Source organism: Pseudomonas sp. NFX15 (assembly GCF_049132105.1).
Lineage (GTDB): Bacteria > Pseudomonadota > Gammaproteobacteria > Pseudomonadales > Pseudomonadaceae > Aquipseudomonas.
The window spans coordinates 27726-54031 of sequence record NZ_JAFMPV010000026.1 but is presented as its reverse complement, the minus strand read 5'-3'; the positions used below and the strand labels follow the sequence as shown (position 1 = coordinate 54031).

General features: G+C 60.6%; 24 protein-coding genes. 11 read left to right on the top strand and 13 right to left on the bottom strand.

Annotated elements, in window-relative coordinates:
• Positions 1-149 precede the first annotated feature (149 nt).
• Both olsB and J1D76_RS22595 read left to right on the top strand, forming a co-directional pair.
• On the top strand, positions 150-905 hold the full coding sequence (gene olsB / locus J1D76_RS22600; RefSeq protein ID WP_218430330.1) for an L-ornithine N(alpha)-acyltransferase: 756 nt from the start codon (positions 150-152) through the stop codon (positions 903-905).
• Positions 905-1696, top strand: coding sequence for a lysophospholipid acyltransferase family protein (locus J1D76_RS22595; protein WP_421140555.1), 792 nt, complete (start codon positions 905-907; stop codon positions 1694-1696). Before olsB ends, J1D76_RS22595 begins: the two co-directional genes overlap by 1 nt.
• A 107-nt stretch (positions 1697-1803) precedes the next feature.
• On the opposite strand, the gene J1D76_RS22590 is transcribed toward J1D76_RS22595, so the two are convergent.
• Positions 1804-2382: an ACP phosphodiesterase gene (locus J1D76_RS22590; RefSeq protein ID WP_421140554.1), complete on the bottom strand. Its 579-nt coding sequence runs from the start codon at positions 2380-2382 to the stop codon at positions 1804-1806.
• Between the two features lie 170 nt (positions 2383-2552).
• Here J1D76_RS22590 and J1D76_RS22585 point away from each other — a divergent pair, with 170 nt between their 5' ends.
• From J1D76_RS22585 to J1D76_RS22565, 5 genes are all read left to right on the top strand, one after another.
• Positions 2553-2855, top strand: a complete 303-nt coding sequence (locus J1D76_RS22585) for an ArsR/SmtB family transcription factor (protein WP_421140553.1) — start codon at positions 2553-2555, stop codon at positions 2853-2855.
• A gap of 35 nt (positions 2856-2890) precedes the next feature.
• Positions 2891-4057, top strand: coding sequence for an MFS transporter (locus J1D76_RS22580; protein ID WP_421140552.1), 1167 nt, complete (start codon positions 2891-2893; stop codon positions 4055-4057).
• A 28-nt stretch (positions 4058-4085) separates the two neighbouring features.
• Positions 4086-5135 carry an alkene reductase gene (locus tag J1D76_RS22575; protein WP_421140551.1) on the top strand — a complete coding sequence of 350 codons (1050 nt, stop codon included), beginning with the start codon at positions 4086-4088 and terminating at the stop codon, positions 5133-5135.
• Positions 5136-5375: 240 nt separating this feature from the next.
• Complete coding sequence (locus tag J1D76_RS22570) at positions 5376-5912, top strand: hypothetical protein (RefSeq protein WP_421140550.1); 537 nt, start codon at positions 5376-5378, stop codon at positions 5910-5912.
• Between the two features lie 33 nt (positions 5913-5945).
• Complete coding sequence (locus J1D76_RS22565) at positions 5946-6446, top strand: hypothetical protein (RefSeq protein WP_421140549.1); 501 nt, start codon at positions 5946-5948, stop codon at positions 6444-6446.
• Positions 6447-6735: 289 nt separating this feature from the next.
• On the opposite strand, the gene emhR is transcribed toward J1D76_RS22565, so the two are convergent.
• Complete coding sequence (emhR, locus tag J1D76_RS22560; protein ID WP_421140548.1) at positions 6736-7368, bottom strand: efflux system transcriptional repressor EmhR; 633 nt, start codon at positions 7366-7368, stop codon at positions 6736-6738.
• A 265-nt stretch (positions 7369-7633) separates the two neighbouring features.
• Between emhR and J1D76_RS22555 the strand changes: the two genes are divergently transcribed.
• From J1D76_RS22555 to J1D76_RS22540, 4 genes are all read left to right on the top strand, one after another.
• Complete coding sequence (locus tag J1D76_RS22555; protein WP_421140547.1) at positions 7634-8791, top strand: efflux RND transporter periplasmic adaptor subunit; 1158 nt, start codon at positions 7634-7636, stop codon at positions 8789-8791.
• A 3-nt stretch (positions 8792-8794) separates the two neighbouring features.
• On the top strand, positions 8795-11956 hold the full coding sequence (gene emhB, locus J1D76_RS22550) for an efflux RND transporter permease subunit EmhB (RefSeq protein ID WP_421140546.1): 3162 nt from the start codon (positions 8795-8797) through the stop codon (positions 11954-11956).
• Positions 11956-13416, top strand: coding sequence for an efflux RND transporter outer membrane subunit EmhC (emhC, locus tag J1D76_RS22545; protein WP_421140545.1), 1461 nt, complete (start codon positions 11956-11958; stop codon positions 13414-13416). The genes emhB and emhC overlap by 1 nt, the downstream gene beginning before the upstream one ends.
• 437 nt (positions 13417-13853) lie before the next feature.
• The gene (locus tag J1D76_RS22540) at positions 13854-15113 is read left to right on the top strand and encodes an OprD family porin (RefSeq protein ID WP_421140544.1); all 1260 of its coding nucleotides are present in this window, start codon (positions 13854-13856) and stop codon (positions 15111-15113) included.
• A gap of 185 nt (positions 15114-15298) precedes the next feature.
• Here the strand turns inward: J1D76_RS22540 and pcaC are convergent, their stop codons facing one another.
• From pcaC to pcaR, 11 genes are all read right to left on the bottom strand, one after another.
• On the bottom strand, positions 15299-15691 hold the full coding sequence (gene pcaC, locus J1D76_RS22535; protein ID WP_421140543.1) for a 4-carboxymuconolactone decarboxylase: 393 nt from the start codon (positions 15689-15691) through the stop codon (positions 15299-15301).
• Positions 15692-15701: 10 nt separating this feature from the next.
• Positions 15702-16493, bottom strand: a complete 792-nt coding sequence (pcaD, locus tag J1D76_RS22530) for a 3-oxoadipate enol-lactonase (protein ID WP_421140542.1) — start codon at positions 16491-16493, stop codon at positions 15702-15704.
• Between the two features lie 12 nt (positions 16494-16505).
• Positions 16506-17870 carry a 3-carboxy-cis,cis-muconate cycloisomerase gene (locus J1D76_RS22525; protein ID WP_421140541.1) on the bottom strand — a complete coding sequence of 455 codons (1365 nt, stop codon included), beginning with the start codon at positions 17868-17870 and terminating at the stop codon, positions 16506-16508.
• 45 nt (positions 17871-17915) lie between these two features.
• Entirely contained in the window at positions 17916-19220 is a 1305-nt protein-coding gene (locus J1D76_RS22520; protein ID WP_421140540.1) for an MFS family transporter, read from the bottom strand.
• 216 nt (positions 19221-19436) lie between these two features.
• Entirely contained in the window at positions 19437-20003 is a 567-nt protein-coding gene (pcaG, locus tag J1D76_RS22515) for a protocatechuate 3,4-dioxygenase subunit alpha (protein ID WP_421140539.1), read from the bottom strand.
• A 1-nt stretch (position 20004) separates the two neighbouring features.
• Positions 20005-20709, bottom strand: coding sequence for a protocatechuate 3,4-dioxygenase subunit beta (gene pcaH / locus J1D76_RS22510; protein WP_421140538.1), 705 nt, complete (start codon positions 20707-20709; stop codon positions 20005-20007).
• Between the two features lie 36 nt (positions 20710-20745).
• Positions 20746-21951 carry a 3-oxoadipyl-CoA thiolase gene (gene pcaF, locus J1D76_RS22505; RefSeq protein ID WP_421140537.1) on the bottom strand — a complete coding sequence of 402 codons (1206 nt, stop codon included), beginning with the start codon at positions 21949-21951 and terminating at the stop codon, positions 20746-20748.
• On the bottom strand, positions 21948-22727 hold the full coding sequence (locus tag J1D76_RS22500; protein WP_421140536.1) for a CoA-transferase subunit beta: 780 nt from the start codon (positions 22725-22727) through the stop codon (positions 21948-21950). The genes pcaF and J1D76_RS22500 overlap by 4 nt, the downstream gene beginning before the upstream one ends.
• Positions 22727-23584 (bottom strand): CoA transferase subunit A, encoded by an 858-nt coding sequence (locus tag J1D76_RS22495; protein ID WP_421140535.1) that lies wholly within the window; start codon positions 23582-23584, stop codon positions 22727-22729. The genes J1D76_RS22500 and J1D76_RS22495 overlap by 1 nt, the downstream gene beginning before the upstream one ends.
• A 267-nt stretch (positions 23585-23851) precedes the next feature.
• Complete coding sequence (locus J1D76_RS22490) at positions 23852-25198, bottom strand: MFS transporter (RefSeq protein ID WP_421140534.1); 1347 nt, start codon at positions 25196-25198, stop codon at positions 23852-23854.
• 123 nt (positions 25199-25321) lie between these two features.
• Positions 25322-26164 (bottom strand): pca regulon transcriptional regulator PcaR, encoded by an 843-nt coding sequence (pcaR, locus tag J1D76_RS22485; RefSeq protein WP_421140533.1) that lies wholly within the window; start codon positions 26162-26164, stop codon positions 25322-25324.
• Positions 26165-26306 lie beyond the last annotated feature (142 nt).

The following is a 26306-nucleotide window of genomic DNA, read 5'->3' as shown; positions in this document are numbered from 1 at the left end:
CTCCTTGTGGGCTGTCATATAAGCATCACCAAAGCTTAATGGCGATGACACCGGGGCTACATAGCCTGACTTTGCACAACACGGCTAGACAAAGAAAGTCGATTCGCTGTAGCCCAAAGACGGGTGAGCAGCCCGCACGGAGATTCGCCATGACTCAGATCGCCCGCATCAGCGACACCGGCAATGAACGCCGTCTGCAAGCCGAACGCCTGGTGGGCGCCGAGGCATTGCAGGAAGCCCAGGCCTTGCGTTTCAACGTATTCAGCGGTGAATTCAACGCCAGGCTCAAGGGGGCCGAGCTGGGCCTGGACATGGATGACTACGACGTTCATTGCGCCCACATCGGCGTACGCGACCTGAACACCGGGCGCCTGGTGGCGACCACCCGTTTGCTCGACCATACGGCGGCCAGCAGCCTGGGCAAGTTCTACAGCGAAGAAGAATTCAGCCTCCACGGCCTGGTGCACCTGCAAGGCCCGATCCTGGAAATCGGTCGCACCTGCGTCGACCCGGCCTACCGCAACGGCGGCACCATCGCCGTGCTCTGGGGTGAACTGGCCGAAGTCCTGAACCAGGGCGGCTACAGCTACCTGATGGGTTGCGCGAGCATCCCGATGCAGGACGGCGGCGTGCAGGCCCACGCGATCATGCAGCGCCTGCGCGAACGCTACCTGTGCACCGAACACCTGCGCGCCGAGCCTAAAAAGCCGCTGCCGAGCCTCGACATCCCATCGAACGTGATCGCCGAAATGCCGCCGTTGCTCAAGGCGTACATGCGCCTGGGCGCGAAGATCTGCGGCGAGCCGTGCTGGGACGAAGACTTCCAGGTCGCCGACGTGTTCATCCTGCTCAAGCGCGACGAACTCTGCCCGCGCTACGCCAAACACTTCAAGGCGGCCGTGTGATGAGCCGGTTGCGGGTGTACGCGCGAATCGCGCGAGTGCTGTTGGTGGTGACGTTGGGCCTGGGCATGGCCAGCGTGTTCGGGGTATTTGAGCGCCTGGGCCTGGCCCATTCGATGGCGCGCCGGCAGCGCTGGTCGCGGTTTTTCATGGCCCGCCTGAGCAACGCCCTGCCCTTTGACGTGGCCGTGCATGGCGAACTGCCGAAGGCACCGATGCTGTGGGTCAGCAACCACGTGTCCTGGACCGACATTCCGCTGCTGGGCATGCTCACGCCGCTGTCGTTTTTGTCCAAGGCCGAAGTGCGAACCTGGCCGGTGGCGGGTTGGTTGGCGGCCAAGGCCGGCAGCCTGTTTATCCGCCGTGGCTCGGGTGACAGCCAGTTGATTCGCAAGCAGATGACCCGTCATCTGGAGCAAGCCCACCCATTGCTGATGTTCCCGGAAGGCACCACCACCGATGGCCGTTCGCTGCGCACGTTTCATGGCCGCCTGCTGTCCGCCGCCATCGATTCCGAAGTGGCGATGCAGCCGGTGGCGATCCGTTACGTGCGTGACGGCGAGCCTTGCATGCTCGCGCCGTTCGTTGGCGACGATGACTTGCTTTCGCACCTGATGCGGTTGTTCGCCAATGACCGTGGCGGCGTGGAAATTCACCTGCTCAAGCCGATTGCTTGCGAAGGTCGGGAACGTGCAGCACTGGCGTTCGAGGCGCAGCAGGCGGTGCAGAAGGCGTTGTTTGGGGCGGTTGCCGAGCCCCAGCGCGCACCGATGCGCCCGGCGATTGCAGCGTAAACGCATCTTCCCCGTAAGAGCGAGCCTGCTCGCGATAGCGGATTAACATTCAACGATAATGCTGAATGACAGCCCGAATCGCGAGCAGGCTCGCTCCTACAGGGGGTTCATGGGGTTGGGTAGTTTCGGGCGAAATCCTGCAACTGCGGGTAGAACAACCTGAAGTCCTCGCTCAACGGTTCATACAACCGCCGCAATTCCTGCATCGCCGCCGCCAGCTCCTCCGGCCGGGTCAGGCGTCGCGAGATCCCGCGCAACACCTGCTCCAGCACTTCGAACTCCTGATACGAGCCCAACCAGTCATTGGCCACCATGTGCGGTGCAATCTTCGCCAGTCGCTCCGGCAATTGCTGCTCGCTGGACAGCACGCGATATACGTCCGAGGTGAACAGCGCCAGCGGCTGGTCGGCATACAGCGCCCAGTCGCGGGCCAGGCAATGGTCAAAAAACACGTCGAGGACGATCCCCGCATAACGACGACGGGTCAGGGAGAAACGCGACAACGCGACGTCCACCAGAGGATGGCGGTCGGTGAACACGTCGATGCTGCGGTGCAACTGGATAGCCGTTTCGATGTCCGGCGCGAACTGCCCTTGCAGTCGTCCCTTGACGAAATCGCCATACAGACTGCCGAGCAATTGGCCGGGGCGCTGGCCACCGAGGTGAAGGTGTGCGAGATAGTTCATGGGCGCAGCTTAGCACTGCCCCCTTGTTTCGTTACACTCAACGTATCGTTATAACTCGATATGCCGAAATGTGAGCGCGTCAGAGCTAAATCATATTTGTATATCGCGAAATACCGATTTAAAGTTCGCTTCATCGCGATATAGCGTTTTAACCATCACGAGCGCACACCATGCCCCTCAATCTCGACGAAATAATAAAAGCCCTGGCACACCCAGTACGGCGAGAAATCCTGCACTGGCTCAAAGACCCGACGGTCGAGTTTCCCGACCAGTCCCACAGCAACGAGCACGGCGTTTGCGCCGGGCAGATCGATCAACGTTGCGGCCTGTCGCAGTCCACGGTGTCCGCCCACCTGGCGACCCTGCAACGCGCCGGCCTGATCAGCAGCCGCAAAGTCGGCCAGTGGCATTTTTTCAAACGCAACGAGGAAACCATCCAGGAATTCCTCCGCATCTTCAGCAACGAGCTCTGACCCTTAACGTCAGCCAGCCGAAAAGGAATTAGATAATGCCCCTCTCACTACTCATCTTGGCTTTGAGCGCCTTCGCCATCGGCACCACCGAGTTCGTCATCATGGGCCTGCTGCCCAATGTGGCGGCTGACCTCGGTGTGTCGATCCCCGGTGCGGGCTGGCTGGTAACCGGTTACGCCCTGGGCGTGGCCATCGGTGCGCCGTTCATGGCACTGGCCACCGCCAAACTGCCACGCAAGGCAGCCCTGGTGGCGTTGATGGGGATTTTCATTATCGGCAACCTGCTCTGCGCAGTGGCCGGTGACTACAACGTGCTGATGTTCGCCCGTGTGGTCACGGCCCTGTGTCATGGCGCGTTCTTCGGTATCGGTTCGGTGGTCGCTGCCGGCCTGGTGCCTGCCAACAAACGTGCTTCGGCCGTGGCCCTGATGTTCACCGGTTTGACCCTGGCCAACGTGCTCGGCGTCCCCCTGGGCACCGCCCTCGGTCAGGAAGCCGGCTGGCGCTCGACCTTCTGGGCCGTGACCGTGATCGGCGTGATTGCCCTGATTGGTCTGATCCGCTTCCTGCCGGCCAAGCGCGATGAAGAAAAACTCGACATGCGCGCCGAACTGGCCGCGCTCAAGGGCGGCGGCATCTGGCTGTCGCTGAGCATGACCGCACTGTTCGCCGCCTCGGTGTTCACCCTGTTCACCTATGTAGCACCGCTGCTTGGCGAAGTCACCGGCGTCTCGCCCCGCGGCGTGACCTGGACCCTGATGCTCATCGGCCTGGGCTTGACGGTCGGCAACATCATCGGCGGCAAGCTGGCCGACAAAGGCATGGCCGCGACGCTGATCGGCGTGTTCATCACCATGGCCGTGGTGTCCACCGTGCTGACCTGGACCAGCGTCGCGCTGATCCCGACCGAAATCACCCTGTTCCTCTGGGCCACCGCGTGTTTCGCCGCTGTACCGGCGCTGCAAGTGAACGTGGTGACCTTCGGTAAAGCGGCACCGAACCTGGTGTCGACCCTGAACATTGGCGCCTTCAACGTCGGCAACGCACTCGGGGCCTGGGTCGGCGGCAGTGTGATCGACCACGGCTTCGGCCTGACCAGCGTGCCCCTCGCGGCCGCCGCACTGGCAGTACTCGCCCTGTTGGTGACCCTGATTACTTTTCGCCAGAGCGGTAATCCCGAACTGGCATCGGCTTCCCACTGATTCACTTAACTCACGAGGGTTGTATTAAATGACGACTATTTTCGATCCGATCAAACTGGGCGACCTCGAGTTGGCCAACCGCATCATCATGGCGCCGCTGACCCGCTGCCGCGCCGACGAAGGTCGTGTACCCAACGCGCTGATGGCCGAATACTACGTGCAGCGTGCCTCTGCCGGCCTGATCCTCAGCGAAGCCACCTCGGTCACTCCGATGGGCGTCGGCTATCCGGACACCCCGGGCATCTGGTCCAACGATCAGGTGCGTGGCTGGTCCAACGTGACCAAAGCGGTGCACGGCGCAGGCGGCAAGATCTTCCTGCAACTGTGGCACGTGGGCCGGGTATCGCACTCGTCGTACCTGAACGGTGAAGCACCGGTCGCTCCGAGCGCCATCCAGCCCAAAGGCCACGTCAGCCTGGTGCGCCCAATGGCCGACTACCCAACGCCACGTGCCCTGGAAACCGCTGAAATCGCCGACATCGTCGACGCCTACCGCGTCGGTGCCGAGAACGCCAAGGCCGCCGGTTTCGACGGCGTGGAAATCCACGGCGCCAATGGTTACCTGCTCGACCAGTTCCTGCAAAGCAGCACCAACCAGCGCACCGACAACTATGGCGGCTCCCTGGAAAACCGTGCCCGCCTGCTGCTGGAAGTGACTGACGCCGCCATCGAAATCTGGGGCGCCGGCCGTGTCGGTGTGCACCTGGCTCCCCGCGCCGACTCCCACGACATGGGCGACGACAACCTGGCCGAAACCTTCACCTACGTGGCCCGCGAACTGGGCAAGCGTGGCATCGCCTTCATCTGCTCCCGCGAGCAAGAAGGTGCCGACAGCCTCGGCCCGCAACTCAAGCAAGCGTTTGGCGGCCCATACATCGCCAACGAACGCTTCACCAAGGACAGCGCCAACGCCTGGCTGGCCAGCGGCAAGGCCGACGCGGTCGCCTTCGGCGTGCCGTTCATTGCCAACCCGGACCTGCCAGCGCGCCTGAAGGCCGATGCGCCGCTGAACGACGCGCGTCCGGAACTGTTCTACGCCAAGGGCCCTGTCGGCTACATCGACTACCCGACGCTGTAATTGACACCTTCTTGCTTCAAAGGCCTCTGCGCCCTTGCGCCGAGGCCTTTTTTGTCCGTAAAGATCAAACAATACTGCTTTTACTAACCCCCCCAATCCCCCGCCATCTAGCACTCCACCCACATCAAGCAAAATAAACTAACAACTCACTTCAGCCTGCTTATTGAATAACCGTCTTTCGCGAACAACAATGACTTAAACCCATTGACACCCAAGCACTACTTAAATGGAATTAAGCCAATGCATTCACTCGCGAAACTTATAAAGATTGCTCTGACAGGGTTAACATTCGCCCTCACAACAAGCAGCGCCAGCTTTGCTTCAAATGAAAGGCATCAGTCACTCATTCAATCAAAAGATTCCGACACAACGACTATTCACTACCACTTTAGAAACCTCACAAACAGCACAATGAAGCTTTCAAAGCCTACAAAAAAACAAAGCAACTCCTCCTACCCCATCAGTGAGTTCGATGTCCCCGCCAAGGGCCGATATGAATATGCAGCTGACTTTCCGAAGTTCTTCAGCTCTATTGCTTTCGGCAAAGCGACCGAGCTGACAGAAACATTTTCCTACGTTTCTGGAAACAAGGAATGCCTATACACAGCGTCCATTGAAGTCAGGCTGGAAAAACAAGGAGACGACGTCGAACGAGTGCCCCACTGGTCGGGCAATGGCAAATCAACGGGCGCTGAAGCGGCTGACTGTTCAACTGAAATTCTCGAAGTGCAAAACAGTTACCCAAATAGTATGAGCATTGAGTTCACCATGGAATAACCCCCCGCACCTCCCATCTACGAGCAATCAAAAATGCACACTTACAAACTGCCAATACTTGCACTGCTTTTATTTTACTCATTCAATGCAAACAGCATGACCGACACCGTTATCACCCTAAAACTATCAAACAATACATTCGGCACATTAAAACTGAAGAACATTTCGGGTCTGGAAGTTCCGCTGAATGGTCCTTTGATAACATTTAACGTCGGACCAGGCACCAAAGAATTCCTCGACATACCCTATCCCAGACCCTTTACACTCGACAAATCAGGCTGGCAACCTCACAGGCAAAAAGTTGCACCCGTCAGCCTCGACCTGGAATATGAAGTGCATGGTTATCGATGCCGACTGAAAACCCGGATGGATGCTCCGGTTGGTTACGGCGTTTTAGAACCTGACTACAAACCTGACTGGAAGGTAACAGTCGAACCATCAGGAAATGGACAGTACAAATGCAACGCGACGATCTCAAAAAAAATGACGAGGCCACCCTTCAGTTACATGGTTAACTTTAGTATCAGTAAATAGACATCGTAGTAAGTCGGAGGGGAACGTCCCGACCTCTGTGCCACTCCCTCCGACCTCCCCTGCGCCCCGAGATCAGTTCACAAACCGATGTCCGCACGGTGCAAAAAACGGAAGACTCACATTCGCTCACAGAATCGGCACAATTTCCCTACAAAATACTGAGCTTGCTACCTGTCAACCTGCCGAGTGTAAGTATATAAAAGCACCCCATTGTCGAAGGGCGCGTGAAGAACTGTTCATCTTCGGCTTCAACGGTTGACACACAAGACGCCGATTACGCATTTTGCCTTTATTTGCGCAGGCTGGGGCTAAAACGCAGCAGGTCCAGCCCGGTATCGACCCAACGCTCGGCTTCGACGTGCAATTCAAAGCTGTCGGGGGCCAGCAACCACTGGTACAGGATGCCGTCGATATACGCATGCAGGCTGATGGCAGCGCGAGCCGTGTCGAGGTTTTCTGGCAACTGCCCGCGATTCACGGCATTACTCAGGGCCACGCCGATGCGCACATTGCATTCGAGGCTGGCCGACACGCGCTGTTGGCGCAGGTCGCACATTTCATCGGTGAATTCGCACTTATGAAACAAAATCTCATTAATGCGCCGGGTTTTCGGGTCCAGTGCAATTTGATGAAACAAATGAATCAGCAGCTTGCGCATGCAGCCCAGGGGATCGAGTTCATCTGCACTTTCGCTGGCCTTGACCATTTCTTCCAGCGGCTCATGCAAGGTGTCGAGCATGGCCTGCACCAGATCCGCCTTATTGCTGAAATGCCAGTAGATGGCCCCACGAGTGACGCCGGCCAGGGTCGCGATGTCCGCCAGGGTCGTACGCGCCACGCCTCGCTCGTAGAAGGCCTTTTCGGCCGCCACGAGAATTTGCGCGCGGGTTTCCTGAGCTTCCTCTTTGGTACGACGGACCATGGCAGTACAACCTCAATCAGAGTGCTTCAGCGATGTCTGAATATCAGCTGAATAAAAGTGGGGCGAACGTTCTGGGGGTTCGTCCCCGGCCTACAATTCCAAGCTTTCAACGGCTTGTATAACGGCGTGAGCAAACGGCCTAGGTATTTACAAACAGCCATGTACGTAAGTATATTCCTTAGCAAGCTACTTATCCACTCGGCAACCCATTTTCAACCTTCCACCTTTCTAGTGCGCACCTTGCGCGCCTGACCCGAGGATTTTCATGCAATTCAAGCCAGCTGTTACCGCTCTGGTCGCCGCCGTCGCCCTGGCATCGCTGCTCAGCGGATGCAAAAAGGAAGAGGCAGCACCGGCCGCCCCACCGCCTCAGGTCGGCGTCGTGACTCTGCAACCCCAGGCTTTCACCCTGACATCCGACCTGCCGGGCCGTACCAGTGCGTTGCGCATTGCCGAAGTGCGCCCTCAGGTCAACGGCATCATCCTCAAGCGCTTGTTCAAGGAAGGCAGCGATGTGAAGGCCGGCCAGCAGCTCTATCAAATCGATTCATCGATCTATGACGCCACGCTCGCCAGCGCCGAAGCCAACCTGCGTTCAACCAAGTCGATTTCCGACCGCTACAAGCAACTGGTCGACGAGCAGGCTGTGAGCCGTCAGGAATACGACACCGCCGTGGCCAACCGCCTGCAATCGGAAGCCGCGCTGCAAACCGCCCAGATCAACGTGCGCTACACCAAAGTCTATGCCCCGCTGACAGGCCGCATCGGTCGTTCTTCGGTCACCGAAGGCGCGCTGGTGAGCAATGCCCAGGTCGATGCGATGGCAGTGATTCAGCAAATCGACCCGATCTACGTCGATGTGACGCAGTCCTCGGTCGAACTGTTGCAACTGCGCCGCGAACTGGAAAGCGGTCGCCTGCAAAAAGCCGGCGACAATGCGGCCTCGGTCAAGCTGACCCTTGAAGATGGCAGCGAGTACAAGCTGGATGGCAAGCTGGAGTTCTCCGAAATCTCGGTTGACCAGACCACCGGTTCCGTGACACTGCGTGCGATTTTCCCCAACCCTGATCACACCCTGCTCCCGGGCATGTTCGTGCACGCCAAATTGCTGGCCGGCGTGAACAGCGCGGCGATCCTGGCCCCGCAGCAAGGCGTGACCCGCGACCTCAAAGGTACGCCGACCGCACTGGTTGTCGGCCCGGACAACAAGGTCGAACTGCGTCAACTCAAGGCCAACCGCACCGTCGGCAATCAATGGCTGATCGAAGACGGCCTGAAGGCCGGCGACCGCCTGATCACCGAAGGCCTGCAATTCGTCAAACCTGGCATCGAAGTCAAGGCCAGTGAAGCGACCAACGTAGCCGTAAAGAACCCGGCCCCCGCCCAGGCAGTTGATAAAGCCTCCGGCGGCAAAGGGGAGTAAACCATGTCGAAATTTTTTATCGACCGTCCGATTTTTGCCTGGGTAATTGCCCTGGTGATCATGCTGGTCGGGGCACTATCGATCCTGCGGTTGCCGATCAACCAGTACCCGAGCATTGCGCCTCCAGCGATCGCCATCTCCGTGACCTACCCGGGTGCTTCGGCACAAACGGTTCAGGACACCGTGGTCCAGGTGATCGAGCAACAGCTCAACGGTATCGACAACCTGCGTTATGTCTCGTCGGAAAGTAACTCCGACGGCACCATGACCATTACCGCGACCTTCGAGCAAGGCACCAACTCCGACACCGCGCAGGTGCAGGTCCAGAACAAGCTGAACCTGGCCACCCCGCTGCTGCCGCAGGAAGTGCAACAGCAAGGTATCCGCGTCACCAAGGCAGTGAAGAACTTTCTGTTGGTGATCGGCGTGGTATCGCGTGACGGCAGCATGACCAAGGACGATCTGTCCAACTACATCGTGTCGAACATGCAGGACCCGATCTCGCGAACCGCCGGTGTCGGCGACTTCCAGGTGTTCGGTTCGCAATACGCCATGCGTATCTGGCTCGACCCGGCCAAGTTGAACAACTACAACCTGACCCCGATCGACGTCAAGACCGCCATTGCCGCGCAAAACGTCCAGGTGTCTTCCGGCCAGCTCGGCGGCCTGCCCGCCCTGCCCGGTACCCAGCTGAACGCGACCATCATCGGCAAGACCCGACTGCAGACCGCTGAGCAGTTCGACAAGATCCTGCTCAAGGTCAACAAGGACGGCTCGCAGGTACGCTTGAAAGACGTTGCCGAAGTCGGCTTGGGTGGCGAGAACTACAGCATCAACGCCCAGTTCAACGGCGCCCCGGCCTCTGGCCTGGCGGTGAAACTGGCCACCGGTGCCAACGCGCTCGATACCGCCAAGGCACTGCGCGCGACCATCGACAACCTCAAGCCGTTCTTCCCGCAAGGGATGGAAGTGGTGTTCCCGTACGACACCACACCGGTGGTGACCGAGTCGATCAAAGGGGTGGTTCATACCCTGGTCGAAGCGATCGTGCTGGTGTTCCTGGTGATGTTCCTGTTCCTGCAAAACTTCCGCGCCACCGTGATCACCACGATGACCGTGCCGGTGGTATTGCTCGGTACGTTCGGCATCCTTGCGGCCGCCGGTTTCAGCATCAACACCCTGACGATGTTCGGCATGGTGCTGGCCATCGGCTTGCTGGTGGACGACGCCATCGTCGTGGTGGAAAACGTCGAACGGGTAATGAGTGAAGAAGGCCTGTCACCCAAGGAAGCCACCAAGAAATCCATGGGCCAGATCCAGGGCGCCTTGGTCGGTATCGCCCTGGTACTGTCGGCGGTACTGCTGCCGATGGCGTTCTTCAGCGGTTCCACCGGTGTGATCTACAAGCAATTCTCGATCACCATCGTCTCGGCCATGGCCCTGTCGGTACTGGTCGCGCTGATCTTCACCCCAGCGCTTTGCGCCACCATGCTCAAGCCGATCCCGAAAGGTGAGCACGGCGTGCCCAAGCGCGGGTTCTTTGGCTGGTTCAACCGCAACTTCGACCGTGGTGTCCGCGGCTATGAGCGCGGTGTGGGCAGTATCCTGCAGCGCAAGATCCCGTATTTTCTGGCGTACGTGCTGATCGTGGTCGGCATGATTTGGCTGTTCACTCGCATTCCTTCGGCGTTCCTGCCGGAAGAGGACCAGGGTGTACTGTTCGCCCAGGTGCAGACACCGGCCGGTTCCACGGCCCAGCGTACCCAAGTGGTCGTCGATGAAATGCGTGAATTCCTGCTGCGCCCTGGCAAGGATGGCGGTGAAGGCGATGCGGTGAACTCGGTGTTTACCGTGACCGGCTTCAACTTCGCCGGCCGTGGCCAGAGTTCGGGTATGGCGTTCATCATGCTCCGGCCCTGGGACGAGCGTAACGCCGACAACAACGTGTTCAAGGTGGCAGCGCGTGCACAACAGCACTTCTTCACCTTCCGCGATGCCATGGTGTTCGCCTTCGCGCCACCGGCGGTACTGGAACTGGGTAACGCCACGGGTTTCGACGTGTTCCTGCAGGACCGCGCGGGTATCGGCCATGAAAAGCTGATGGAAGCACGTAACCAGTTCCTCGGCATGGCCGCACAGAGCAAGATCCTGACCCAGGTGCGTCCGAACGGCCTGAACGACGAACCGCAATATCAACTGGAAATCGATGACGAGAAGGCCAGTGCCCTGGGCATTACCATCGCCGACATCAACAACACCCTGTCGATTGCCCTGGGCAGTAGCTATGTCAACGACTTCATCGACCGTGGTCGGGTGAAGAAGGTTTACGTGCAAGGCAGGCCGAGTGCTCGCATGGGCCCTGAAGACCTGCAGAAGTGGTATGTGCGCAACAGCACCGGCACGATGGTGCCGTTCTCGGCCTTCGCCAAGGGCGAGTGGATCTACGGTTCGCCGAAACTGGCCCGCTACAACGGCGTAGAAGCGTTGGAAATCCTCGGCGCCCCGGCACCGGGTTATTCCACCGGTGAAGCCATGGCCGAAGTCGAGGCCATCGCCAAGAAACTGCCGGCCGGTGTCGGTATTTCCTGGACCGGTCTGTCCTATGAGGAGCGCCTGTCCGGTTCGCAAGCACCCGCGCTGTACGCCTTGTCGCTGCTGATGGTGTTCCTCTGTCTGGCGGCGTTGTACGAAAGCTGGTCGATTCCGATCGCGGTGATGTTGGTGGTACCGCTTGGTGTGATTGGTGCGCTGATGGCCACCAGCCTGCGGGGCCTGTCCAACGACGTGTATTTCCAGGTGGGCCTGTTGGTGACCGTCGGATTGGCGGCGAAAAACGCCATTCTGATTGTCGAATTCGCCAAGGAGCTGCACGAACAGGGCAGAAGCCTGCGCGATGCGGCCATCGAAGCCTGCCGCATGCGTCTGCGACCGATCATCATGACCTCGCTCGCGTTCATGCTCGGTGTGGTACCGCTGGCCATTTCCACAGGTGCCGGTTCAGGTAGCCAGCATGCCATCGGTACCGGTGTGATCGGCGGTATGATCACAGCTACCGTGTTGGCGATCTTCTGGGTCCCACTGTTCTTCGTTACCGTGTCGTCCATGGGCCAGCGTAAAAAGGCCGATGAGGATGACACCACTGAAACTCCTAAAGAGGCTGGCTAATGAGCAAGTCGCTACTCTCCCTGGCAGTCGCCGCGTTCGTGCTCGGTGGTTGCTCGCTGATACCTGATTATCAGCAGCCCGCCGCTCCGGTAGCAGGCCAGTACCCGCAGGGCCCGGCGTATTCGCCGGCCCAGGCACCGGCGCAAGCCGCTGCCGAGCAGGGCTGGAAGCAGTTTTTCCATGACCCGGCGTTGCAGCAGTTGATCCAGGTTGCCCTGGAAAACAACCGTGACCTGCGTGTCGCGGCCCTGAACAGTGACGCGTTTGCGGCTCAATACCGCATCTCCCGCGCCGACCTGTTCCCGGCCGTCTCGGCCAACGGCACCGGCAGCCGCCAGCGCGTTCCGGCTGACGCCTCGCAGACCGGTGAAGCCGGCATCAACAGTTCCTACTCGGCCACGGTCGGCGTCAGCGCCTATGAACTCGACCTGTTCGGTCGGGTTCGCAGCCTGAACGAAGAAGCCTTGCAGCAGTACTTCGCCACTGAAGAAGGCCGCCGCAGCACCCAACTCAGCCTGGTGGCCAGCGTGGCCAATGCCTACCTGACCTGGCAGGCTGACAAGGAACTGCTGGCGCTGACCAAGGACACCCTCGCGGCCTTCGAGGAGAGCTACAAACTCACCGCTCGCAGCAACGAAGTCGGTGTCGCCTCGGCCCTGGACCTGGCGCAGTCACGCACGTCGGTGGAAAACGCCCGTGCACAACTGGCCAAGTACACCCGTCAGGTTGCCCAGGACGAGAACAGCCTGGTGCTGTTGCTCGGCACTGGCCTGCCAGCGAACCTGCAAGCGGCCAAACCGCTTAACGACGACCTGCTGAGCGAAGTGCCGGCCGGCTTGCCATCGGACTTGCTGCAACGTCGTCCGGACATCCTCCAGGCCGAGTACAACCTGAAGGCCGCCAACGCCAACATCGGCGCGGCGCGCGCGGCGTTCTTCCCGAGCATCAGCCTCACCGCCAATGCCGGGACCCTGAGCCCGGACTTGTCCGGCCTGTTCAAGGGTGGTTCGGGCACCTGGCTGTTCTCGCCGCAGATCAACCTGCCGATCTTCAACGCCGGCAGCCTGCGCGCCAGCCTGGATTACTCGAAAATCCAGAAAGACATTGGCGTGGCGAACTACGAGAAGTCCATTCAAACGGCCTTCCAGGAAGTCGCCGACGGCCTCGCCGCCCGCCAGACCTACGTCCAGCAATTGCAGGCCCAGCAAGACTTCGTCAACGCCAACCAGGACTACTACCGCCTGGCCGAACGTCGCTACCGCATCGGTGTCGACAGCAACCTGACCTTCCTCGACGCCCAGCGTCAGTTGTTCAGTGCGCAACAGGTACTAATCACCGACCGACTGGCGCAGTTGGTCAGCCAGGTGAATCTGTACAAGGCATTGGGTGGTGGCTGGAACGCACAGACGGCGAAGAACGAGCCTTTGAAGGAAGAAGCGCCGAAGATGAAGTACTTTTGATAGCGCTGTGAACACACGAAGCCCACCTTTTGGTGGGCTTTTTGTTGCCTGCCTGAAAGGTCTTCTTGTCAGTGCAGCCCCCTTCGCTGGCAAGCCAATTCCCACAGGGTTTGGTGTCGAGCACACATTAACTAAACGGACAGGGTCCTTGTGGGAGCAGGCTTGCCCGCGATGAGGGCCGCCCAATCACTATAAAACTCCGATCAAAGTTGCGTTCGATAATCGCCCAAAACCCGCTTTTGAAGATTGAACCATCTAGTACATTCCACGCACCATCCGACCCACAAAACCAATAACACCAGGTTCGATACCATGTCCCCAAGCCCTACCCTCTCCGGCTGACCCGCTCGTTTTTCATGATTTCGACAATTCGTCTGCAACCCTAAGGTTGCGGCCTCACCCCGTTTCATCCCCAAGAATGAGAGAGACCCGAGTCCATGACGCCTTCTCCCGCGCCGTATTTCGTTCCCAGCCTGATCGCCATCGCCCTGGCCTGCGCGGCCCTGCCCGTCAATGCCGAAGAGTCGGGGTTTGTCGAAGGTGCCAAGGTCAACCTGAACCTGCGGAACTTCTACATTGACCGCAACTTCACCAACCCGACCAAGGCCCAGGGCAAGGCTGCAGAGTGGACGCAAAACTTCATCCTCGATGCCAAGTCCGGGTTCACCCAGGGCACCGTCGGGTTCGGTATGGATGTGCTGGGTTTGTATTCGGTAAAGCTCGATGGCGGCAAAGGCACCGGCGGTACGCAACTGCTGCCGCTGGACCATGACGGCCGCCCGGCAGACAATTTCGGCCGAACCAACGTGGCGTTCAAGGCGAAGCTGTCGCAGACCGAAGTGAAGGTGGGGGAATGGATGCCGGTGCTGCCGATCCTGCGTTCGGACGATGGTCGGTCGCTGCCGCAGACTTTTCGCGGTGGCCAGATCACCTCGAAGGAAATTGACGGCCTGACGCTGTACGGCGGGCAGTTCCGCCAGAACAGTCCGCGGGACGACAGCAGCATGGACGACATGTCAATGACCGGCAAAGCGGCGTTCAGTTCCGACCGTTTCAACTTCCAGGGCGGCGAGTACGTGTTCAACGACAAGCGCACCCAGATCGGTCTATGGAATGCTGAGCTCAAGGACATCTACAGCCAGCAGTTCGTCAGCCTGATCCACAGCCAGCCGATGGGCGACTGGACCCTGGGCGCCAACCTGGGTTTCTTCTATGGCAAGGATGACGGCAGCGCACGGGCCGGCGAGCTGGACAATAAAACCCTGTACGGCTTGTTCTCGGCCAAATACGGCGGCAACACTTTCTACGTCGGCCTGCAGAAACTCACCGGCGACAGCGCCTGGATGCGGGTCAACGGTACCAGCGGCGGCACCCTGGCCAACGACAGCTACAACTCCAGCTATGACAATGCCCAGGAGAAATCCTGGCAGGTTCGCCACGACTACAACTTCGTTGCCCTCGGGGTGCCGGGTTTGACCTTGATGAACCGCTACATCAGCGGCGACAACGTGCACACCGGCAGCATCACCGATGGCAAGGAATGGGGACGTGAATCGGAACTGGGCTACACCGTGCAGAGCGGCGCGCTGAAAAACCTGAACCTGAAATGGCGCAACTCGACCATGCGCCGTGACTACAGCAACAACGAGTTCGACGAGAACCGCTTGATCATCAGTTACCCGATCAGCTTGCTGTAACTGTAGGAGCTGGCTTGCCAGCGAAGGCGGCCTCAGTATTGGCGCAATATTCAAGGGCCCCTTCGCCGGCAAGCCGGCTCCTACAGGGATCGTCGGTGCACACAAACTCTGTGTTCATACCCGAATCCTTGTAGGAGCTGGCTTGCCAGCGAAGGCGTCAGTTGCACCAGCGCAAAATCACGGGGTCATTCCCGGGATTCAACACCTAACTCGTCCCACACCGACTCGGCCAAATGGAACGTCGCGTTGGCCGCCGGGATCCCGCAGTAAATCGCGCTCTGCATGATCACTTCCTTGATCTCGCCACGGCTCACGCCGTTGTTGGCAGCAGCGCGCAGGTGCAGTTTCAGTTCTTCGTTGCGGTTCATGCCGATCAGCATGGCGATGGTGATCAGGCTGCGGGTGTGGCGCGCCAAGCCCGGGCGGGTCCAGATGTCGCCCCAGGCATGGCGGGTGATCATCTCCTGGAATTCCGAGTTGAACTCGGTCAGGGCATTCAGGCTGCGGTCGACATGGGCGTCGCCGAGCACTGCGCGGCGGACCTTCATGCCCTCGTCATAACGTTGTTTTTCGTCCACAAAAACCTCCTCAAACAGCCGACAGAAACGCCAGCACGCGTTCGCTGAACGCATCGCCCGCCTGAACGTTGGACAAATGCGCCGCGTAGAACTCGGCGTACTCGGCCCCGCGCACATGCTCCTGGATGAAATGCCCGCCGGCCGGCGGCGTCACCGCATCCTCGGTCCCGGCAATCACCAGCAACGGTGCCTTGATCGTCGGCAGTTGATCGCGAAAATCAGCATCACGCACGGCCGCGCAATTGGCCGCATAACCTTCTGGCGAAGTCGCCGCGAGCATGTCGGTAATCTGCTTGGCCGCCGCCGGGTGGGCTGCGGAAAAGTCCGGGGTGAACCAGCGCGCAATCGACGCATCGCGCAGGGCAACCATGGCCGCCTGACCGTCACGCAGGACCATCTCGATACGCGGGTCCCACACCGATGGATCACCGATTTTCGCCGCGGTGTTGCACACGATCAGCTTGTTCAGGCGATCGCCGGCGTTGATCCCCAGCCACTGCCCGATCAAACCGCCCATGGACAACCCGCAGAAATGCGCACGCTCGATGTGCAAGGCATCGAGCAAGGCGAGTACGTCACGACCCAGTTGCTCGATGCTGTAAGGCCCCGGCGTCACCAGGGACTGGCCATGGCCTCGGGTGTCGAAACGCAGTACGCGAAATTGTTGGCTGAACGCCGGGATCTGCGCGTCCCACATGTGCAGGTCGGTGCCCAGGGAGTTGGACAGCACCAGCACCGGCGCATCGGCCGGGCCATCGAGTTGGTAGTGCAGTTCGCCCTCGGCGAGTTGTACAAAAGCCACAGCAAGTCTCCTTCAGGCAGTCAATGCAGAATGTTCAGCCACCGCCCGCTCGACCCAGGTGTTGGCCTGGCCAAGGTAATGGGCGGGGTCCAGCAGGTGATCGAGTTCAGCCGCCGACAGTTCGGCGGTCACGTGCGGTTCGTCGCCCAGCACTGCACGCAGATGACGCTGTTCGGCCACGGCGCGTTTGCAGCATTGTTCCAGCAGGTGATGTGCCGCCTCGCGGCCCACCCGTTGCGCGAGCACAATGCTCACCGCTTCGGCGAGCACCAGGCCCTGGGTCAGGTCGAGGTTGCGCGTCATGCGTTCGGCGTCCACTTCCAGCCCTTGGGCAATCAGCAGCGCTTGCTGCAGGCTGCCGGACACCAGGCAGCAAATTTCCGGCAGGGTTTCCCACTCGGCATGCCACAGGCCGAGGCTGCGCTCGTGTTCCTGGGGCATGGCGCTGAACAGTGTCGATAGCAGACCCGGTACACGCGTCGCCGCGCCGATCAGCACCGCCGCGCCGACCGGATTGCGCTTGTGCGGCATGGTCGAGGAACCGCCCTTGCCCGGCGCCGACGGTTCGAACACTTCGCCGGATTCGGTCTGCATCAGCAGGCTGATGTCGCGACCGAGCTTGCCAAGGCTGCCGGCGATCAAACCCAGCACCGCGCCAAACTCCACCACGCGATCACGCTGGGTGTGCCAGGGCTGGTCGGGTAACGTCAGTTGCAGTTCTTCGGCCAGCGCCCGGGCAATGGGCATCGCCTGTTCGCCAAGGGCCGCGAGGGTTCCGGACGCGCCGCCAAATTGCAGCACCAGCAGGCGTGGCTTGAGTTCGGCCAGGCGCTGGCGACTGCGCGTCACCGCCCCCAGCCAACCGGCGATTTTCATGCCGAGGGTGACCGGCGTTGCATGCTGCAACCAAGTGCGCCCGGCCAATGGAGTCGCCGCATAGCGTTGGGCCTGGATTGCCAGGGTTTCCCCCAGTTGCGCCAAATCACTTTCGATCAGCGCCAGCGCCTCGCGCAATTGCAGCACCAGGCCGCTGTCCATCACGTCCTGGCTGGTCGCGCCCAAATGCACAAAGCGCTCGGCGTCGGCATCGGTGGCCGCGATCTGTTTGCCCAGTGCCTTGACCAGCGGAATCGCCGAGTTACCCGCCGTGGCAATCGCCTCGCCCAACGCCGCAAAGTCGTAGAGCCCGGCGTGGCAAGCAGCCTCAATCGGCGCGACAGCACTCAATGGAATCAACCCGACCCGCGCTTCGGCCCGGGCCAATGCGGCTTCGAAATCGAGCATGGCCTGGACCCGGCCCTGATCGCAGAACACCTCACGCATATCGCGGGCAGTGAAATAGGCATCGAACAATTGATTGCCCGGTCGCTGGTTCATAAACAGTTCCTGAAAGCGCGGGCCTGTACGGCCCGCGCGGGTAGGTCAAAGGTCGTGATGCAGGTACGCCGCCTGTTTCGGCAGGCGCAAGCTGAACAGGAACGCCACCGCCATCATCACCGTGACATACCAGTAGAAGGAGTTTTCCATGCCGACGGCCTTGAGGCTCAGGGCGACGTATTCCGCCGAACCGCCGAAGATCGCATTCGCCACCGCATACGCCAGACCCACGCCGAGGGCGCGCACTTCCGGCGGGAACATCTCGGCTTTTACCAGGCCGCTGATCGAGGTGTAGAAACTGACGATCGCCAGCGCCAGGGTAATCAGCACGAAGGCCAGGAACGGACTGCTGACGCTCTTCAGGCTGAGCAGGATCGGCACCGTGCACAGCGTGCCAAGGGCGCCGAACCAGAGCATCGAGTTACGCCGACCGATCTTGTCGGCGAGCATGCCGAAAATCGGCTGCATGCACATGTAGAAGAACAGCGCGCCGGTCATGATGTAGCTGGCGGTCTTGGCCGGCATGCCGGCGGTGTTCACCAGGTACTTCTGCATGTAAGTAGTGAACGTGTAGAAAATCAGCGAACCACCGGCGGTGTAGCCCAGCACGGTGATGAACGCGGCTTTATGGTCGCGAAACAATGCGCTGATGCTGCCGGCGTCCTTGTTCTCGCGCATTTCCTTACTGGAGGTTTCTTTCAGCGAACGACGCAGGAACAATGAAATCAGCGCCGCTATCGCACCGACCACAAACGGAATTCGCCAGCCGTAGGCGCGCAGGTCATCTTCGGTCAGGAACTGCTGCAGGATCACCACCAGCGACACCGCCAGCAACTGACCGCCAATCAGCGTCACGTACTGGAACGACGCGAAGAAACCGCGCTGACCCTTGAGCGCTACTTCGCTCATGTAGGTCGCGGTCGTGCCGTACTCACCGCCTACCGACAAGCCTTGCAGCAAACGGGCGAACAGCAGCAGGACCGGTGCCCAGACGCCGATGCTGTTGTAGGTCGGCAGACAAGCGATCAGCAACGAACCGAAGCACATCATCAGAATCGAGATCAGCATCGAGTTCTTGCGTCCGTGCTTGTCCGCGACCCGACCGAAAATCCAGCCACCAATTGGCCGCATCAGGAACCCGGCGGCAAATACGCCTGCGGTGTTGACCAACTGCACCGTGGGGTTATCGGAGGGGAAAAACGCCGGGGCAAAATATATCGCGCAGAAGGCGTAGACATAAAAGTCGAACCACTCGACCAGGTTGCCGGATGAAGCACCGACAATGGCGAAGATCCGCTTGCTGCGCTCCTCACCGGTGTACAGCGGTTGTGTAGCGGTGTTGGTTGTCATTGTTATTCACTCTATAGGGACAGTGAGAGTCTAGACACACTTTGCAACAGCCCCGTTCCGCAGATGGATCAGCAACACACTTCCCTTGTAGGCGCTGGCTTGCCAGCGAAGAACGCAAGAGCGACACGGTTAACCCATCGATACGCGTAATCGTTGACGACTATCGCTGCAATGCGGCGACCCGACAAGCCAGCTCCTACAAGGGTTTCGGTGTTCTCAATAATCGAAGAACACCGTCTCGGCATCGGTGCCCTGCAAAATCACGTTCCACTGATAAACGCCCGACACATCCGGTTTGGCGAGCAGCGTATCGCGACGATCCGCCGGTACACACTCCAGCAACGGATCATTCACATTGGCCACTTCGCCTTCGAAATAAATCCGCGTCAGCAAATGCTTGACCAGGCCACGGGCAAACACCAGCACCACCAGGTGTGGCGCCTGGGTCGTGCCTTTGAGGCCTTCTACCGTGCCCGGCTTGATCGTGGTGAAACGGAAACGCCCTTCGGCATCCACCGGTACCCGGCCAAAGCCTTCGAAATTCGGGTCCAGGGGTTTGTCCTGTTCGTCTTCCGGGTGATCATACTTTCCGGCGGCATTGGCCTGCCAGACTTCCAGCATGGCATCGTTGACGACATCGCCGTTGCCATCGACCACTTGCCCGGTGATCGCTACGCGCTCGCCCAGGGTTTGCTCGACAGTCAGGTTCTCGCGGTTCAGCCAGGTCAAGCCGATGTGGTAATACGGCCCGACGGTGTGGGACGTGGTCGCAGTCAGCGTCATCTTATTTCTCCATCGGCGTGGCGTCGCGGCCGCGCAATACGATGTCCCAGCGATAGCCGAGGGCATAGGAAGGGATGGTTTTTTCCAGATCGAACGTGGCGATCAAGCGTTCCTTGGCGCGGGTGTCGGGCACGCAGTTGTAGATCGGGTCATGCGCCAGCAGCGGGTCGCCCGGGAAATACATCTGCGTGACCAGGCGCGTGAGGATGCTCGGCCCGAACAGCGAGAAATGGATGTGCGCCGGGCGCCACGCATTGTGGTGGTTGCCCCACGGGTAGGCGCCGGGCTTGATGGTCTGGAACTGGTACCAGCCATCGGCGTCGGTCACGGTGCGGCCGGTGCCGCTGAAGTTAGGGTCCAGCGGTGCATCGTGCAGGTCGCGGGCATGGGCGTAGCGACCGGCGGCGTTGGCCTGCCAGATCTCTACCAAAATCCCCGGCACCGGCAGACCGTTTTCATCCAGCACACGGCCGTGAATGATGATCCGCTCGCCCTGTGGCTGCCCTTCGTGCTGGGCGGTCAGGTCGTTGTCCTTCTCGTTGATACGCTCGGCACCGATGGTCGGCCCGGTGATTTCCGACAACGAATGCGGCAAAAACACCAACGGCTTGGACGGCGAGCGCAGGTTGGTCGATTGATAGGTCGGGTGCAGGTAGTCGGGCTGAGTGCCCGTCTGCGGGCGACGGTATCCAGGCTTGTCAGTCATTACACTTTCCTCAGTTCTTATTAGCCGACGGGCGGGTCAGACCCGTTCGATCGCCAATGCCAGACCTTGGCCAACGCCGACGCACATGGTCGCCAGGCCTTTCTTGCCACCGGTCTTTTCCAGCTGATGCAACGCAGTCAACACCAGTCGCGCACCGCTCATGCCCAACGGGTGACCCAAGGCAATCGCGCCACCGTTCGGGTTGACCTGGGCCGCGTCATCGGCGATACCCAGTTCGCGCAGCACCGCCAGGCCCTGGCTGGCGAAGGCTTCGTTGAGTTCGATCACATCGAAATCGCTGACTGCCACACCGAGGCGCTCGATCAGTTTACGCACCGCCGGCACCGGGCCGATGCCCATCACTCGCGGCGCCACGCCGGCGCTGGCCATGCCGAGCACTTTGGCACGGGCGGTCAGGCCGTGTTTCTCCACCGCTTCGGCCGACGCCAGGATCAGCGCCGCTGCGCCGTCGTTCACACCGGAGGCATTGCCGGCCGTGACGGTTTTGTCCGGGCCGTTGACCGGTTTGAGTTTGGTCAGGGCTTGCAGCGTGGTGTCGGCGCGAGGATGCTCGTCCTGGCTGACCACGGTTTCGCCCTTCTTGTGGGCAATGCGCACTTCGACGATTTCTTCAGCGAAAAACCCGGCGGCTTGCGCGGCAGCGGTGCGTTGCTGGCTGCGCAGGGCGAAGGCGTCCTGATCGGCGCGGGAGACCTTGTAGTCGTCGGCCACGTTATCGGCAGTCTGCGGCATTGCATCCACGCCGTACTGGGCTTTCATCAACGGGTTGATGAAGCGCCAGCCGATGGTGGTGTCTTCGAGTTTCAGGTTGCGCGAAAACGCCGCATCAGCTTTGCCCATCACGAACGGCGCGCGGGACATTGACTCGACGCCACCGGCAATCGCCAGCTCCATCTCGCCACTGGCGATGGCGCGGAATGCGGTGCCGATGGCATCCATGCCCGAGGCGCAGAGACGGTTGAGGGTCACGCCGGGAATGGTTTCCGGCAAACCAGCCAGCAGCAGTGCCATGCGCGCCACGTTGCGGTTGTCTTCACCGGCCTGGTTGGCGCAGCCGAGGAATACCTCGTCCACTGCGTTCCAGTTCACCGACGGGTTGCGTTCCATCAGGGCCTTGATCGGCACCGCGGCCAAGTCGTCGGCACGCACCGTCGACAGGCCACCGCCAAAACGGCCGATGGGGGTACGAATCGCGTCGCAGATATAAACGTCACGCATCACGCTTCTCCGGGGGCTTGGCCATGGGCGGCGGCCGTGCGGGCTTCGAGGTCACGCAGCGCGGTCAGCTCGACATCGGTAGGCTCGGCGGTGGTGGCCACGCTGTCGGCAAAACGAATCGGCCAACCGGTGGCGGCAATCACTTGCTCGCGGGTTACGCCCGGGTGCAGTGCAGTGACCACGAACTCGTGGGTGCCAGCTTCTGGCTCCATGGTGCACAGGTCAGTGATGATTCCGACCGGACCGGCGCCCGGCAGGCCCAGGCGTTTGCGGGAATCGCCGCCCTCGCCGTGGCCGACCGAGGTAATGAAGTCGAGTTTGTCGACGAAGGAGCGCGCCGACTGCTTGAGAATAATCAGTACGCTCTTGGCCGAACCGGCGATTTCCGGCGCGCCGCCAGCACCCGGCAGGCGGACCTTTGGCGAGAAGTAGTCACCGACCACGGTGGTGTTGATGTTGCCGAAACGGTCGACTTGCGCCGCACCGAGGAAACCGACGTCGATGCGACCACCCTGCAGCCAGTAGCGAAAAATCTCACCGGTCGGGACCACGGTGTCGGCGGTTTCCGCCAGTTCACCGTCACCAATCGACAATGGCAACACGCTTGGCTTGGCACCGATCGGACCCGATTCGTAGATCAGCACCACATCCGGCGAGGATGTCAGGCGCGCCAGGTTGGCGGCTTTCGAGGGCAGGCCGATACCGACGAAGCACACCGAACCGTTCTTCAGGCGGCGAGCGGCGGCGACGGTCATCATTTCATTGGTGGTGTAAGTCATTACTTCGCCTCCGAAGCGGCGGCCAGTTTGGCCTGGAACTCGCTGAAGTCAGCGCTGCCGTGGATGTATTCGTTGATCCACGCGGTGAAGGTGTCGCGGTCGCGAGCGATCGGGTCCCAAGCCTGGTAAAAGCGGTTGTCGCGTTCGTTGTAGCCGTGGGCGTAGGACGGATGCGCACCGCCAGGCACGTGGCAAACCGCGCTCAAGGCCCAGGTCGGCAATACGCAGGCGTTCATCGGGGCCTTGAGGTCGTCGACGATCTCTTCAACGGTGACGATGCAGCGCTTGGCAGCCAGTGCGGCTTCTTTCTGTACGCCGAGAATGCCCCACAGCAGCACGTTGCCCTCGCGGTCGGCTTTCTGTGCGTGAATCACGGTGACGTCCGGGCGTACCGATGGCACGGCGGCCAACACTTCGCCGGTGAACGGGCAGGTCACGGATTTGATCAGCGGATTGACCTTCGGCAGGTCGGAACCGGCGTAGGCACGCAGTACGGCGAATGGCAGGCCGGACGCGCCGGCGACGTAGGCGTTGGCCAGGTCGGCGTGGCTGTGTTCTTCGATTTCCAGCGGGTGCGGCCACTGTTTCTCAACGGCGTCACGCAGGCGATGCAGGGAGCCGACACCCGGGTTGCCGCCCCAGGAGAAAATCAGCTTGCGGGCACAACCGGCACCGATCAACTGGTCGTAGATCAGGTCAGGGGTCATCCGTACCAGGGTCAGGTCTTTCTTGCCCTGACGAATGATTTCATGACCCGCCGCCGTTGGGATCAGGTGGGTGAAGCCTTCGAGCGCGACCGTATCGCCGTCGTTTACGAATTGCTTCACCGCGTCGTGCAGCGAAAGAATTTCAGCCATTGGGGCAGGCTCCCGTTTGTTATTAACCGACCGTGGAAGAAGGCGCCGATGCGCAGCGCCGCAATGCCTGAAGGTTAAGCCCGTGCAAAACGCCAAACAATCCGATAATCGACTAAGCGTTCGATAATCGAACATATTGTTGCTTGGCTAACAATCCCGGAAGCTTCGCAAGCAAGCCCGCTCCTACAGAGTCATACGCTGCCCTTGTAGGAGCTGGCTTGCCAGCGAAGAAGCCATCAACCCCACAAAAGTATCCAGCTCAGCCCGTCAGGTCGCATCCGCATGACTCACCATGCCTTTGATCACAACGGCCGTAGTCGCCAACGCCGCCGGAATCACCAACGCCGTCAGCACCTGCTCGAAGTTCCAGCCCAGCCCCAGCAACGTCGCGCCCATCCACGCCCCGAGAATCGCGCCGAAGCGGCCGATACCGAGCATCCACGACACCCCGGTGGCGCGCCCCTGGGTCGGATAGAATCGCGCCGCCAGCGACGGCATCGCCGATTGCGCACCGTTGACACACATCCCTGCCACCAGCACCAGCGTCGCCAACAGGGTGATGTTGCCCAGGCTCTGCCCCACTGCGTAGGCAAACACCCCGGCCAGCAAATAGAACGTGCCGATGACCTTGTGCGGATTGAAACGGTCCATCGCCCAGCCCACACCGACCGCGCTCAGCACGCCACCGAACTGGAACAACGCGCCGATAAACGCGGCTTGCTCCATGCTCGCGCCACTGTCGCGCATCAGCGTTGGCAACCAACTGGTCAACAAGTAAACGATCACCAGGCCCATGAAGTAGGTCAGCCACAACAACAAGGTGCCTACGCTGTAGGTGCCAGAGAAAATGACCGCGAACACATTGCGCGCCTTCACGGTTTTCTGTTCCGGCACGCTGAAACTGGAGGCCTGGGCCACCACCGTCGGGTCAATCGGCGCCAACGCCTTGCGCACTTTGTCGGTACCGCGGTTGCGCACCACCAGGTAGCGCGCCGACTCCGGCAACCAAAGCAGCAAAACGACGCCGAGGATCAGCGGCAGAACCCCGCCGATCAGCAGCAGGCTGTGCCAGCCAAACGCCGGTATCAGCTTGGCCGAGATAAATCCGCCGCCCGCCATGCCCAGGTTGAAACCGCAGAACATGCTGGTCACCAGCAGGGATTTTTTGCGCTCCGGGGTGTACTCCGACAGCAGAGTCGTGGCGTTCGGCATGCCGGCACCCAGGCCCAGCCCGGTCAGAAAGCGCAACACCAGCAACTGCTCGACGTTGCTGCTGTAGGCCGACGCCAGGCTGAAGGCACCGAACAACAGCACCGCACCGACCAGCACGACTTTGCGCCCGAAACGATCCGCCAATGGGCCGGAACCCAATGCACCGAAGACCATGCCGATCAGCGCCGCACTCATGACCGGGCCGAGGCTGGCGCGGTCGATCCCCCAATCCTGGGACAGCGCCGGCGCGATGAAGCCCATGGCCGCGGTATCGAGGCCATCGAGGAAGACAATCAGGAAACACAGGATCACCACCCGCCATTGGTAGCGCGAAATGGGTTGGGCATTGATGAAGGACTGCACGTCAAGGCACTGACCGACAGCAGACTGGGGCTGGTTCATTATTTTTATTCCATGGATCACAGTCGAAAAATTGTCAGCAGGGCTGACGCAGTCGCGACAGTAAAGATCCATGGGAAACAGCGTCAATTCACTCGGCGCGACTCTGTGCGATTATCGAACAGCTTAGGAGAACAACTGGGTACTGAGGTCGCGGCTGGCACTGAGCAGGCCTGGCAGAAACCGCTGCTCCAGTTCGCTGCGGCTGACACGCCCGGCGTGAGTGCTGACGTTGAGGGCCGCCACTACCTGGCCCGAGGCGTCATACACCGGCACGGCAATCGAACGCAGGCCTTGCTCCAATTCCTGATCGACGATGCACCAGCCCTGCTGTCGCACCTCTTGCAGGCATTCGAGCAACGCCTCGGGGGTATGAATCGTGCGGCTGGTCTTGGCCTGCAACTCGGCATGATCGAGGTATTCGCCCAGCGACGTGTCATCCAGCGCGGCCAACAGGATCCGCCCCATCGACGTGCAATAGGCCGGCAAGCGCCCGCCCACCGACAGGTCCACGGAAATCAGGCGCTGGGTGGTTGCCGAGCGGGCGATGTACAAAATGTCGTCACCCTCCAGCGTGGCCATGTTGCAGGCCTCGTGCAATTGCTCGCTCATGCGGTCCAGGTAAGGCTGGGCGGACACCGCCAGCGGTGTGGAGGACACATAGGCATGACCCAGGGTCAGCACTTTGGGCAGCAGCGAGTAGGTACGCCCGTCGGTGGTGGCGTAGCCAAGCTTGATCAGGGTGTGCAGGCAGCGGCGCACGGCGGCGCGAGGGATTTCCGTGCGATGGCTGATCTGGGCGATGGTCAGGTGCCGCTTGCGTTCCTGAAAGGCCTGCACCACGGCCAGGCCGCGCGCCAGGGAGGTCATGAAATCCGGGTCACCGGTCATCGCCTGGATCCGTTTGGCCGGTGAAGCCACGATGGGTGGAGCCACTGAAGCGAAGGCGTTGCGCATTTGATCGTTCATACAAGGTCCTTTTTCCCATTCGGATCAGCAGCTATTACAAAGGGCTGGCGGCTGGCACTCAAGCCCGGCCGAGCGACTTCGGGCGATTATCGAACGATCGACCGATAATCGCAATCTGCCGCGCAAGCCGTCAGATCCGTCG

Coding starts and splice junctions, on each gene's coding strand:
- J1D76_RS22575 (WP_421140551.1), top strand. CDS start 4,086: ATGACGACTATTTTCGATCCGATCAAACTGGGCGACCTCGAGTTGGCC.
- J1D76_RS22490 (WP_421140534.1), bottom strand. CDS start 25,198: ATGAACCAGCCCCAGTCTGCTGTCGGTCAGTGCCTTGACGTGCAGTCC.
- J1D76_RS22595 (WP_421140555.1), top strand. CDS start 905: ATGAGCCGGTTGCGGGTGTACGCGCGAATCGCGCGAGTGCTGTTGGTG.
- J1D76_RS22525 (WP_421140541.1), bottom strand. CDS start 17,870: ATGAACCAGCGACCGGGCAATCAATTGTTCGATGCCTATTTCACTGCC.
- pcaG (WP_421140539.1), bottom strand. CDS start 20,003: ATGACGCTGACTGCGACCACGTCCCACACCGTCGGGCCGTATTACCAC.
- J1D76_RS22495 (WP_421140535.1), bottom strand. CDS start 23,584: ATGGCTGAAATTCTTTCGCTGCACGACGCGGTGAAGCAATTCGTAAAC.
- pcaH (WP_421140538.1), bottom strand. CDS start 20,709: ATGACTGACAAGCCTGGATACCGTCGCCCGCAGACGGGCACTCAGCCC.
- J1D76_RS22500 (WP_421140536.1), bottom strand. CDS start 22,727: ATGACTTACACCACCAATGAAATGATGACCGTCGCCGCCGCTCGCCGC.
- J1D76_RS22570 (WP_421140550.1), top strand. CDS start 5,376: ATGCATTCACTCGCGAAACTTATAAAGATTGCTCTGACAGGGTTAACA.
- pcaR (WP_421140533.1), bottom strand. CDS start 26,164: ATGAACGATCAAATGCGCAACGCCTTCGCTTCAGTGGCTCCACCCATC.
- J1D76_RS22540 (WP_421140544.1), top strand. CDS start 13,854: ATGACGCCTTCTCCCGCGCCGTATTTCGTTCCCAGCCTGATCGCCATC.
- J1D76_RS22565 (WP_421140549.1), top strand. CDS start 5,946: ATGCACACTTACAAACTGCCAATACTTGCACTGCTTTTATTTTACTCA.
- emhC (WP_421140545.1), top strand. CDS start 11,956: ATGAGCAAGTCGCTACTCTCCCTGGCAGTCGCCGCGTTCGTGCTCGGT.
- emhR (WP_421140548.1), bottom strand. CDS start 7,368: ATGGTCCGTCGTACCAAAGAGGAAGCTCAGGAAACCCGCGCGCAAATT.
- olsB (WP_218430330.1), top strand. CDS start 150: ATGACTCAGATCGCCCGCATCAGCGACACCGGCAATGAACGCCGTCTG.
- J1D76_RS22585 (WP_421140553.1), top strand. CDS start 2,553: ATGCCCCTCAATCTCGACGAAATAATAAAAGCCCTGGCACACCCAGTA.
- J1D76_RS22580 (WP_421140552.1), top strand. CDS start 2,891: ATGCCCCTCTCACTACTCATCTTGGCTTTGAGCGCCTTCGCCATCGGC.
- emhB (WP_421140546.1), top strand. CDS start 8,795: ATGTCGAAATTTTTTATCGACCGTCCGATTTTTGCCTGGGTAATTGCC.
- J1D76_RS22555 (WP_421140547.1), top strand. CDS start 7,634: ATGCAATTCAAGCCAGCTGTTACCGCTCTGGTCGCCGCCGTCGCCCTG.
- J1D76_RS22590 (WP_421140554.1), bottom strand. CDS start 2,382: ATGAACTATCTCGCACACCTTCACCTCGGTGGCCAGCGCCCCGGCCAA.
- J1D76_RS22520 (WP_421140540.1), bottom strand. CDS start 19,220: ATGACAACCAACACCGCTACACAACCGCTGTACACCGGTGAGGAGCGC.